This window comes from Laceyella sacchari (assembly GCF_004343255.1).
GTDB lineage: Bacteria > Bacillota > Bacilli > Thermoactinomycetales > Thermoactinomycetaceae > Laceyella > Laceyella sacchari.
In genome coordinates this window covers 35236-47011 of the sequence record NZ_SMDD01000007.1, presented here as the reverse complement: position 1 = coordinate 47011, position 11776 = coordinate 35236, and the positions used below count along the sequence as shown (strand labels likewise).

General features: G+C 49.7%; 10 protein-coding genes, 1 rRNA gene and 1 pseudogene. 9 read left to right on the top strand and 3 right to left on the bottom strand.

Annotation, left to right across the window (positions count from 1 at the left end):
- Positions 1–73: ribosomal RNA gene (locus EDC32_RS15450) — 16S ribosomal RNA — on the top strand; the annotation flags it as partial.
- Between the two features lie 170 nt (positions 74–243).
- Here EDC32_RS15450 and EDC32_RS15445 read toward each other — a convergent pair.
- On the bottom strand, positions 244–2667 hold the full coding sequence (locus EDC32_RS15445; protein WP_246026972.1) for a penicillin acylase family protein: 2424 nt from the start codon (positions 2665–2667) through the stop codon (positions 244–246).
- A 237-nt stretch (positions 2668–2904) separates the two neighbouring features.
- Here EDC32_RS15445 and msrB point away from each other — a divergent pair.
- Positions 2905–3318: pseudogene (gene msrB / locus EDC32_RS15440) on the top strand (peptide-methionine (R)-S-oxide reductase MsrB); the annotation flags it as partial.
- Positions 3319–3380: 62 nt separating this feature from the next.
- On the opposite strand, the gene pepF reads toward msrB, so the two are convergent.
- Both pepF and EDC32_RS15430 read right to left on the bottom strand, forming a co-directional pair.
- The gene (gene pepF / locus EDC32_RS15435) at positions 3381–5198 is read right to left on the bottom strand and encodes an oligoendopeptidase F (protein ID WP_132223677.1); all 1818 of its coding nucleotides are present in this window, start codon (positions 5196–5198) and stop codon (positions 3381–3383) included.
- Between the two features lie 97 nt (positions 5199–5295).
- Positions 5296–6198 carry an EamA family transporter gene (locus EDC32_RS15430; protein WP_132223674.1) on the bottom strand — a complete coding sequence of 301 codons (903 nt, stop codon included), beginning with the start codon at positions 6196–6198 and terminating at the stop codon, positions 5296–5298.
- A gap of 409 nt (positions 6199–6607) precedes the next feature.
- On the opposite strand from EDC32_RS15430, the gene rimP reads away from it, so the two are divergent.
- From rimP to rbfA, 7 genes are read left to right on the top strand one after another with little or no spacing between them, the layout of a single operon-like run.
- Entirely contained in the window at positions 6608–7069 is a 462-nt protein-coding gene (gene rimP, locus EDC32_RS15425) for a ribosome maturation factor RimP (protein ID WP_022738995.1), read from the top strand.
- Positions 7070–7092: 23 nt separating this feature from the next.
- Positions 7093–8217, top strand: a complete 1125-nt coding sequence (nusA, locus tag EDC32_RS15420; RefSeq protein WP_132223671.1) for a transcription termination factor NusA — start codon at positions 7093–7095, stop codon at positions 8215–8217.
- Between the two features lie 21 nt (positions 8218–8238).
- Positions 8239–8517: an RNase P modulator RnpM gene (rnpM, locus tag EDC32_RS15415; protein WP_022738992.1), complete on the top strand. Its 279-nt coding sequence runs from the start codon at positions 8239–8241 to the stop codon at positions 8515–8517.
- Entirely contained in the window at positions 8510–8809 is a 300-nt protein-coding gene (locus tag EDC32_RS15410; RefSeq protein ID WP_022738991.1) for a YlxQ family RNA-binding protein, read from the top strand. Before rnpM ends, EDC32_RS15410 begins: the two co-directional genes overlap by 8 nt.
- Positions 8810–8859: 50 nt before the next feature.
- The gene (gene infB / locus EDC32_RS15405) at positions 8860–11109 is read left to right on the top strand and encodes a translation initiation factor IF-2 (protein WP_246026974.1); all 2250 of its coding nucleotides are present in this window, start codon (positions 8860–8862) and stop codon (positions 11107–11109) included.
- Between the two features lie 2 nt (positions 11110–11111).
- On the top strand, positions 11112–11393 hold the full coding sequence (locus EDC32_RS15400; protein ID WP_022738988.1) for a DUF503 domain-containing protein: 282 nt from the start codon (positions 11112–11114) through the stop codon (positions 11391–11393).
- A 28-nt stretch (positions 11394–11421) separates the two neighbouring features.
- Positions 11422–11775: a 30S ribosome-binding factor RbfA gene (rbfA, locus tag EDC32_RS15395; RefSeq protein ID WP_022738986.1), complete on the top strand. Its 354-nt coding sequence runs from the start codon at positions 11422–11424 to the stop codon at positions 11773–11775.
- The last annotated feature ends 1 nt before the right edge of the window (position 11776 follow it).

The following is an 11776-nucleotide window of genomic DNA, read 5'->3' as shown; positions in this document are numbered from 1 at the left end:
GGTGGGGCAGATGATTGGGGTGAAGTCGTAACAAGGTATCCCTACCGGAAGGTGGGGATGGATCACCTCCTTTCTAAGGAGCTCTTTCTAGAGCATTATCGATCATTTTCTTGGGTCACGTGATACTCACTCTTTAGTTTTCAGGGAATGCAAGAAACTGCCAATCCAAATCGGATTGGCAGTTTTTAATTTGTCCAACGAAAAAGCTGGTGTCTGATAATATCAGCTAGTTATGTTCCAATATCACGGAACGAGCCGCAACTGATGTTCAGAGTTGGCCGGGGCTTGGATGGTGGTGTGGTAGTAACGGTTCATCGCCCAGTTTTCCGTTTGGTCATCATACCAGTCGCTACCCAGCTGCCCCGATTGACCAGGACCCAACAGGTGTTCGGCTTGGTTTAAGTTGCCAACATCGACAACTGTACGCCAAGAGGCGCCATGATCGACTTTCCCGTTTTGTTTGTTCCAACCCATGGCTCGTACGGTATGCTCGCTTCCACCAACCGGATAGCTGGCAGAATCGAATAGGAGATTGAGCGGCTTTTTCACACTGAGTGGATGGGTAAATGTGATTTGGTGGAAATCTCCCCACCGCCAAGTGCCGGGATCATTCCCCTGCAAGTTGCTGGCTCGCTTCACGGCGTGTTGGAGTGCTTCAGTGCACAGTTTCTTGATCCCCCCTGCCTGAGTCACCCAGTCACTTTCTTCTCCGCGTGCGGCTTGGGAAAGCAAGGTGTCGGCGACGATGTCTTTTTCATCAAACAGTTCCCCCAGTTTCGGATGAAGCGGCCGGTACAATTGTTGTTTGATTTCTTCCATCCATAGGTGGTAGATAAATGGTGCCGCTGCATCGGCGGTGTCATAATGGTTCCACTTTTCCATCAGGCGAGCGGCACTTCTTTCGATGTCGGATAATCGCTTAAAGTCTAGTTGCCGCAAGAGCAAGGGGGCCATTCGGGCCGCTTGCAGGTTTTTTTCGTCGCTTTGTAGGCGCTTCATGTCCGTTGTCGTCAGTTTGTCTTTGTTAGCAAGCACTTCGTGGATCCGTTGGGTTCGATACGGAGGAGACCACGTGCTGGCGATATGGTGAGGATATTCATGCGAAAACACCCGGTGGTTGGCCGTGGCGATGTATCCGCTGGATGGGTTGACGATCGTCGGCAACTCTTCCCAAGGGATGAAGCTATTCCACTCATATTCATCGGTCCATCCGGGAACAGGCAAAGCCCGGTTTCCTTTGCGTACCGGAATTTTGCCGTTGGCCCGGTATGCGATGGTGCCGTCCGAACCGGCGAAGACGAAGTTTTGGGCCGGCGCATCAAAATAGGTTAATGCTTTTTTGAACTCTTCCCAATTGCGCGCTCGGTTGATTCGCAAAGTTGCTTCAAATTCGGTTGTTGGTTCCAAAGCGGTCCAGCGCAGGGCAAAGGCCGTGTCAGCTGGCAAGCTTTGTTTAGGATCAGCCCATTCGGAGACGATGGGGCCGTGACGTGTAATCCGCACCTTGTGTTGCACAGGCTGTTGTCCTTTCACAAGGATGGTTTCCGTGATGATTTTCGCCTGTTCCCAGTTGCCTTTGTACAGAAAGAGATCAGGGTTGTGTGGATGGCGTTTCTCGATGTAAAGATCTTCCACATCCGGGGCCAAGTTGGTGACGCCCCAAGCGATAGCCTCATTATGTCCCAAGATTACGCCGGGAACTCCGGCGAAAACAACGCCGCTTACCTGTCTGTGCGGTTTGCTTACGCTTAATGTGGTTTGGTACCAGATGGATGGCAGATGAAGCCCCAGATGCGGATCGTTGGCCAACAGGGGTTTGCCTGTCGCTGTTTTGCTACCGGAGATAACCCAGTTGTTGCTACCGTTGTACGCTATCGGGAAAGGAGCTTTGGCCAAATGGGCGGTCAATTGGGAGAGCGCGTGTTTTGATGGGACGGCCAATTGGTTACTGGGGATGGTGCGGTCCGTTTCTGGCGGAAATAAATCCAGGGCTTTTGCTTGTGGATATTGCATCAGCATCAGGTAGCGAAACGCTTGCCCCTTCCATTTGCCGCCCAAGTCATACGCCATATATTTGCCGATGATTAGGGAATCGACCGGTGTCCAAGGACGTGGTTCATAACCGGCAAGGGTGAATTCCAGTGGCAATCGGTGATTCTGTTTGGCTTCATTGATATATGCATTTACTCCTTTGGCGTAAGCGGACAAGATGCGTTTGGCTTCATCGGAGTAAGCTTCGTAAGAGCGTTCAGCCGCCCGGCGCAATCCCAGCGTTCGGAAAAACTTATCCTTGTCCAATGCGGACTTTCCCACCACTTCACTCAGTTGACCGGATGCCAAACGCCGGGACATGTCCATTTGAAAGAGACGGTCTTGCGCGGTGACATAGCCTTGGGCCATGTACAGGTCTTGCTCGTTTTGCGCTTTGATATGCGGCACTCCCTGTGAATCACGTGTCACCTGTACAGGAGCTCTCAGTCCAGGTAACTTCACATCCCCAGTTGTCTGGGGGAGTAGATGGAGCACGAAGAGACTGACGGTGCCGGCCGACAACAGGAAGAGCAGGAGGAGCGTGATGAACAGCGTCCGCCAGACCGGGATGCGCTTGGGGTGCTTGGTGAGCGGGGTGGTCATTTCGTACTTCAGCTCCTTTGTTTGCAAATTCAATAATATAATTATCACAATAATAAATGTTTTTGTAAAATATAAATCGATTATTGCTGATTGAGGGGGAATTGCTTGATCCATTAGCCCAACTCGTCCTGTGAAAAACGCGTGAGGGAGAATTGTTTTTTTGGGGGGACTGCAACAGATGATTGCAAAAGGTTAAGATAATAAGAAACGGAAGACTGCCTAGGGGAGGTACATATCATGGACAAAAAAAAGCCTTATAGTCCCGAAGAATTGAAGGCACGCTTAACGCCATTACAATATCGAGTTACGCAAGAAAATGGGACTGAGCCTCCGTTTCAAAATGAATTTTGGGATCATGACGAAGAAGGGCTGTATGTGGATATCGTATCAGGCGAACCATTGTTCACTTCCATGGACAAGTTTGACTCTGGATGTGGTTGGCCCAGTTTTACCAAACCGGTGGAGCCAGACAGAATTGTTGAGAAACTAGACACAAGCCATGGAATGATTCGTACGGAAGTCAGAAGCAAAGACGGGGATTCACATTTGGGACATGTGTTTGACGACGGCCCTGGCCCCAACGGCCTTCGCTATTGCATCAACTCCGCGGCCCTTCGCTTTATACCGAAGGATGAGTTGGTTAAAGAGGGATACGGCGAGTATTTGCCGCTGTTTGAAAAATGAGGGGACAATGAACCGGCCCGGCGCATGTTGATGGCGCCGGGCCGGTTCGGTTTTCATCCCGCTCAAGTAAAGAGGAGTTGCTCCAGCTCATTCAGTTTTTCTTCAAAGTCTTTCAACGCCAATCGAATTGGTTCCGCAGTCGTCATGTCAACGCCTGCTTTCTTCAGCACTTCGATCGGATAGTCAGAGTTGCCTGCTTTGAGGAATTCTGTGTAGCGGTCAACGGCAGGTTTGCCCTCAGTCAAAATCTGTTTGGACAGTGCGGTGGCTGCGCTGAATCCGGTGGCGTATTGGTATACGTAATAATTGTAATAAAAATGGGGGATGCGGGCCCATTCCAGGCCGATTTCCTTATCGCTGATCATTCCTTCGCCATGGTATTTCTGATTGAGTGCATAGTACAGCGAAGTGAGCAGATCAGGTGTTAATGCCTCGCCGGCTTGCGCCTTTTGGTAGATGGTATGCTCGAACTCGGCGAACATCGTTTGTCTGAACACAGTGCCCCGGAAAGAGTCGAGATAATGGTTGAGAAGATAAAGTTTTTGTTGCTTGTCGGTGGTGTGTTTCATCAAGTAGTCATTCAACAGAGCCTCGTTGCAGGTTGAAGCGACTTCAGCGACAAAGATGGTGTAATCCCCGTATATATAAGGTTGATTTTTGCGGCTGTAGTAGCTGTGTACGGAATGCCCGAATTCGTGAGCCAAGGTGAACAGGTTGTCGACGGTATCTTGCCAGTTCATCAGGATGTAAGGATTGGTGCTGTAAGAGCCAGAGGAGTACGCGCCGCTGCGTTTGCCCTTGTTTTCCATCACGTCTACCCAGCGGTTTTCATACGCTTCTTTCAGGATGGAGATATATTCATCCCCCATGACGGCCAGGCCTTCCAGCAATTTTTGCTGTGCTTCGGGGTAGGTGATTTTCATCTTCGCGTCAGGCACCAGTGGGTTGTAGATGTCATACATGTGCAGTTCTTCATATCCCAATGCCCGTTTGCGGATTTCCAGATAGCGGTGCAAAAGCGGCAAATGCTCATTCACTGTGTTGACGAGCTGGTCATACACGGTTTCTGGAATGTGATTGTTGCTCAGGGCGGCGTGACGGGCCGAATCGTATCCGCGAACCTTGGCGTAGAAGCTGTTTTTCTTGACTACTCCGCTCAGGGTGCTGGCGAAGGTGTTTTTAAATTTGTCATACGTGTGGTACAAGCCTTCAAATGCTTCTTTCCGCACCCGCCGGTCACTCGATTCCATCAGTTTGATGTAGCGGCCGTGTGTGATTTGTACAGGTGTGCCGTCTTCATCCACGATCGTTGGGAATGTGAGGTCAGCGTTGTTTAACATACCAAAGGTCGTAGCGGAAGCACCTAATACATCAGCCGCTTGGGCCAAAATGGCTTCCTCTTTTTCGGATAATACATGCGGGCGTTTTTTGTTCAGCTTTTCCAACGCGTGGCTGTACACGCGGAGTTCACTGTTTTCCGCGAGAAACGCTTTGATTTTGTCTTCGCTGATGGAAAGGAGTTCGGGTGTCATAAAAGAGAGCGCGCTTCCCGCTTCTGCGAACAAGCTTTTTGCCCGTGCATCAAGCGCTTGATAGAAGGAGTTGGTGGTATCTTGGTCATACCGCATGTGGGCGTATGTATACAATTGTTCAAGGCGCATATGCAATTCATCCCTGAACTTGAGCGCGCGCAACAAGGATTCGGCTGAATCGCCCAATGTCCCTTTGAAGTCTGCAGCTTTGGGTATCAAGGCTTTCACCTTGTCAAACTCTTCGTTCCAAAGGTCGTCGGTTGCGAAAATATCTTCCAAACGCCAAGTGTATTCCACCGGCACTTCCGAACGATGTGGCAGTTGCTTGCTGTTTTGTTGCTTGGACATAGAAAGCCCCCTTACCTCTTTTTTACCATTATACTCGAAAGGGGAACAAAATTCGATCTACGAACGGTTTTGTCACCCTTTCGAGAGCGGAGGAAAATCACGATTGTTTGGCAGAAATCGATCGCCTCCCGATGATGCTTGGAGCCTCGGATATCAAAATGCCGAGCAGGATCAGCAACACCCCGGTCCATTGCAGCATAGTCGGTTGTTCATGCAAAAAGAACGCCGCCACGACGATGACCGCCGGCAATTCGACGGAACCCAAGATGGAGGCGAGCCCGGAGCCGATGTGAGGGATACCCTTCATAAACAATATGGTAGGAATGACAGTGCCGAACAAGCCGAGCAAAAGACCCCAAAACCACAAGCCGTCAAATAGCTTCCCCTCGATGAGAAAAGCGGGGGAAAAGATAAGGAGGTTAGTAAACAATCCGCCGGTTACAAAGCTGGCGCTACGAATCATCGGGTTGACATCGATCGCGACGAAATTGCTAAAATAAATGAATAGCGCATATGTCAAAGCGGACAGCAAACCGAAGAAAATCCCCTTAGCATGAAGCGAGGCGCCGTTGAGTTGGGAAGCACTGGCCAGCAACGAGCCGCTCAAAATGATAGTGGTGGCCAACCAGTGATTCCAACGAGGTCTCACCCGCGTACGCATCCATTCCAACAATAGACCGATCCACGTGAATTGGAACATGAGGATGATGGCAAAGGAGGCGGACAGCGTCTTGAGGGACAGATAATAGAAGATTCCCGTCAAACCGGACACCATCCCACACATAATTAGAGAAAGCAGGCTTTTGCGAGAAAGCCGCTTCGTTTTGGCGCAGGCTGGCAAGGCTACCAGCCACAAAAAGAGACAACCAAAAAACACTTGGCTACCCGTGATTTCTCCCGTGGCAAACCCGTGTTGGTAGGCTAGTTTGGTGATTGTGGACACCACACCATAGGATGATGCGCCCATCAATACATAGATGCTCGCTTGTGTGCGACTCATCAAACCACTCCTATCTAGTTACAACCAGATTAAAAAATAAATCACAAAAAACGATTGGAACCAAGCTGGAAACAACAAAATTCCCTATTGTTTCAGCACGTTGCTTGTTTAGCGGAATAAAGGATAATATTGTATATTTTTATAATCCTATCGAATTTTAACATGCAAATCTGGATTATGGCATCAATTTCATGTAAATCTTTTTTTTGTGCATGATAAAGGAAAACGAAGCCTGCACCCCATGCTTTTCCGTGAAAGGCAATTGCATGCATTTTGCTGATTGTGTTATAATCACGTTGGCTATACTTAGTGTAGATACATCTGTTGGCAATAAAGAGTGGGTGCTGACCCACTCTTTCCGTTTTGCTAGGGGTGATATCGAATTGGCTCAAAATAAGGAGGGTTGGCCTTGAGCCGACAAGTGTCAGAAGTGGTGGAGAAGATCGCACTTCCAATCATAGAGGCAGAAGGACTGGAATTAGTCGACGTTGAGTATAAAAAGGAAGGGACAAACTGGTTTTTGCGCGTATTTATTGACCGCGAAGATAAACCAGTGGACTTGGACGATTGCAGCCGCGTCAGTGAGCGACTGAGCGAAGTGCTTGACGAGACTGATCCCATTCCTGGCGCTTACATACTGGAAGTCTCTTCTCCTGGGGCTGAAAGACCACTAAAAAAAGAAAACGATTTCCACAAAGCTATCGGCAAACATGTGCACGTGACAACCTATGAGCCGATTGACGGGCAAAAGGTGTTCGAAGGCGTATTGAAAGAGGTTGACAGCGTCTCTTTGACGGTAGAGGAGAAAAAGAAAACGGTGCACATCCCACGGGAAAAAGTGGCGAAAGCCCGTTTAGCGATCGTTTTTTAAAAACGAAGGGAGGATGTTGGCCGATGAATGCTGAGTTCATCGAAGCCCTCGGTCAATTAGAGAAAGAAAAAGGGATTAGCAAGGACATATTGATCGAAGCAATCGAAGCAGCCTTGATCTCCGGTTATAAGCGTAACTTTCACTCTGCACAAAACGTGCGGGTCGACATTAACCGCCATAACGGAGAAGTGCGTGTGTTCGCGCGCAAAACAGTGGTTGAGGACGTGTTGGACACGCGCTTGGAAATCAGCTTGGCAGCTGCGCGTGAATTGGATCCGAACTACCAATTGGACGATATCGTTGAGATTGAAGTAACTCCGGCTGATTTTGGCCGTATTGCGGCGCAAACTGCCAAACAAGTGGTGACACAACGCATCCGAGAGGCGGAGCGCACAGCGATCTACAAAGACTTCATCGATCGTGAAGAGGATATCATCACCGGGATCGTGCAACGCGCTGACAATCGCCACTACTATGTGGATCTGGGCAGAGTGGAAGCTCTTTTGCCACATTCAGAAGTGATTCCGGGTGAACGCTTCAAACATGGAGATCGCGTAAAAACTTACATTACCAAGGTAGAAAAATCGACGAAAGGCCCGCAGATTTTCCTTTCTCGCACCCACCCTGGTTTGTTGAAAAGATTGTTTGAGTTGGAAGTGCCGGAAATCTACGAAGGCGTGGTCGAAATTCGCGCCATCGCCCGCGAAGCCGGACAACGTTCCAAAGTGGCCGTTTCTTCGCGCAATGAGGATGTCGATCCCGTGGGAGCATGTGTGGGTCACCGCGGACAACGTGTGCAAACGGTTGTAAATGAATTAAAAGGGGAAAAAATCGACATTGTTCGCTGGTCAGAAGATATCGGCGAATGGATTGCCAATGCGCTCAGCCCGTCCAAAGTGATCAGTGTCACCGTGTATGAGGAAGAAAAGATGGCGCGTGTAATCGTGCCGGATCACCAGTTGTCGCTGGCTATCGGCAAAGAAGGGCAAAACGCTCGCCTCGCCGCCAAACTGACCAACTGGAAAATCGACATCAAGAGCGAATCCGAAGCGCAAGAGGCCGGCGAACCGATTGAACAAGAGCCGATGCTGGTTGAGCAGGTAGCGGAGGAAGCCGAATCCGCACATGAAGCGGATGAAATGTTATAAAATGGGGAGGTTGCTTGAACGATGAAGCAACGGAAGGTTCCCATGCGCAAATGCGTGGCGTCTCAGGAAATGTTCCCAAAAAAGCACTTAATTCGTATTGTTCGTACACCCGACAACGAGATCATCATTGATCCGAGCGGGAAAAAATCCGGGCGCGGAGCGTACTTGTGTGCCAAGTTGGAATACATCGACATGGCACAAAAGAAAAAAGCGCTGGACCGGGCCCTAAAAGCACAAGTTCCATCCGAAATTTACGACGAACTGCGCGAAGTGGTAAAAGGGATGGACCTGAATGAATAAGATGCTACAGTTGTTGGGTCTCGCTATGAGGGCGAGAAAAGTGGTTTCAGGTGAAGAGCTAGTCATTCAAGAGATCCGATCGGGTAAGGCGCGGCTGGTTTTCCTGGCCACAGATGCCGCGAAAAATGTGGAAAAGAAAGTAACGGACAAATGCTCTTCCTATGGCGTTCCATTGATTCGATATGGTACCCGGGGGGAGCTTGGAGCTGCAATCGGCAAAGAAGAACGGGTGGTGATCGCTATACTCGATGAGGGATTTGCCCGTTCGTTCCGTAAGCTTTCGAGTAACTGACGGGGGTGAATGGATTGGCCAAAATCCGAGTATATGAGTACGCCAAACAGATGAAGATGAGCAGCAAGGAAGTGCTTAACATTTTAGAACGTATGGATATGAAATTAAATAACCATATGAGCGTGATGAACGAAGGAATGATCCAAAAAGTGGAACAGTATATAAACGAAGTAAAAAAGTCTTCTAACAGTAAAGAAGAGAAGCCGCAGGGAGAAAAGAAGCCGAAGCAAAACCCGAATGCTCAAAAGAATCAAGGGCAAAACCGGGGGGCTCGTCAAAACAATCGGCCAAACCAACAATCACCGAGAAATCAAAATAAACGTCAAGCCAATGACGGGGCTAACGACGCACAATCGGCCGGCACGTCCAATGCCGGAAATGCCTTTGGTGGCAAGAAGTCGGACAACAATCGTAAAGGGAAGTTTAACAAAGCCAATGGCGGAAAAGGAAACGCTTCGTCTGGATCAGGTGGCAAAGGTGGCCGTAACAATCGCCGCAAGGGTGACCGCCGCGGGTCTGAACAACGCGAAAAGCAGGCACCTGTGCTACCTAAAGAAATCACCGTGTCCGGACCGCTTTCTGTTGGGGATTTCGCCAAGCTCCTGCGCCGTGAGGCTTCTGCCGTCATCAAGAAGTTGCTTATGCATGGGGTCATGGCTACGATCAACCAAGAAATTGATGTGGAGACCATGGTTGTCATCGGGGACGAATTTGATGTGAAAGTCCAATATGTTGAGGAAGTGGATGAAAGCAATTTTGAGGAGCAAGTGGAAGAGGATGCTCCAGAGGATTTGGTTGAACGTCCTCCTGTGGTTACGATCATGGGGCATGTTGACCACGGTAAAACGACCTTGCTTGATAAAATCCGCCACACCAATGTAACCGCTGGGGAAGCGGGTGGTATCACCCAGCATATCGGCGCGTATCAAGTGGAGGTATCGGGCAAGAAAATCACTTTCCTTGACACTCCTGGCCACGCCGCGTTTACAACCATGCGCGCACGGGGGGCGCAAGTGACCGACATCACCATTTTGGTTGTCGCTGCAGATGACGGTGTCATGCCACAGACGATTGAGGCGATCAACCACGCTAAAGCGGCAGAAGTGCCGATCATCGTTGCCGTCAACAAGATCGATAAACCAGACTCCAATCCTGACCGTGTCAAGCAACAATTGACAGAGCATGGTCTGGTACCAGAAGAATGGGGTGGAGACACGATTTTCGTTCCTGTGTCAGCGTTGGCAGGAACAGGCATTGATGAGCTGTTGGAAATGATTCTTCTGGTAGCAGAAGTGCAAGAATACAAGGCGAACCCCAACAAACGGGCGCGTGGTGTCGTAATCGAAGCCGAGCTGGATAAAGGCCGTGGGCCAGTTGCGACCGTATTGGTACAAAACGGAACATTGAAAGTGGGAGATGGGGTTGTCGCGGGCAACTTCTTTGGTAAAATCCGTGCAATGGTCAATGACCGCGGACGTCGGGTAAAAGTGGCTCCACCATCGATGCCGGTGGAAATTCTCGGTTTGCCTGACGTGCCCAACGCCGGGGATCAATTCATGGTGTTTGAGGATGAGAAAAAAGGCCGGGCGATTGCAGACAAGCGCCTGCAAAAGCAACGTGAAGAAGAGCTTGGCGCAAACAGCCGCGTGTCCTTGGATGATCTGTTTAAGCAGATTCAACAAGGAGAAGTGAAAGACCTGAACGTGATCATCAAAGCTGACGTGCAAGGCTCGGCAGAAGCATTGCGGGGCTCTCTGGAAAAAATCGATGTAGAAGGCGCACGAGTCAAGATCATCCATCAGGGTGCCGGGGCAATTACGGAGTCCGACATCATCCTCGCTTCTGCGTCCAACGCCATCGTAATCGGATTTAACGTGCGTCCAGAACCAAACGCCAGAGCGATGGCTGAGCAGGAAAAAGTGGATATCCGCTTGCACCGCATCATTTACAATGTGATCGAAGAGATCGAAGCCGCGATGAAAGGGTTGTTAGACCCTGAATTTGAAGAGCGTGTGGTGGGTACCGCAGAAGTGCGTCAAATCTTCAAAGTGTCCAAAGTGGGTACCATTGCCGGATGTTACGTCACAGAAGGTAAAGTGGTGCGCGATGGGCATGTCCGCCTCATCCGTGACGGCGTGGTTGTGCATGAAGGCAAGCTGGACACCCTCAAGCGTTTCAAAGACGATGCCAAAGAAGTGGCACAAGGGTATGAATGCGGCCTGACAGTGCAAAACTACAATGACATCAAAGAAGGAGATGTCATCGAAGTTTATGTGATTGAAGAAGTGGAGCGGACATAAACGTGCATATCGGATTGTTGGAAGTGGAGGGGCGCGTGCCCGTCTCTGCTTCCTTAAAGGACAAACGGCGTGTGATTCAAAGTGCGCAGGCAAAACTGCGCAACAAGTTTAATTTGTCCGTTGCGGAAGTGGGTTATCAAGACAACCGGCAGCTTACCGCCTTGGCCGTCGTCGGTGTGGGCAGTCATGCGAAGGTTGTGGAACAGGAGTTGCGACAGGCCCTCACCGTGTTGGAAAATACGGATGGGTTGGAAGTGACTTATACCTCTATCACCTTTATGTGAATACATGTGCAAGTAGGAGGGGTAGACCATGGCGCGCATTCGTGTTAGCCGTGTTGGAGAGCAAGTGAAGAAGGAATTGAGCCAGATCATCCAGCAAGAAATCAAAGATCCACGCATCGGCTTTGTAACGGTGACGGCGGTAGAGATGAGCGGTGATTTGCAAGTGGCTAAAGTTTACATCAGTGTGATGGGAAGCGCTGATCAAAAATCGCAAACCTTGTCCGGTTTGGAGAAAGCAAAAGGATACATTCGCTCCGAAGTCGGCCGCCGCATCAAATTGCGCCATGTTCCAGAGCTTGTTTTTGTCATAGACAATTCGCTGGATCGGGAAGAGCATATTTCCCGTTTGTTGACAGAAGTCAATTCGCAGGAGAAAGAGTAAG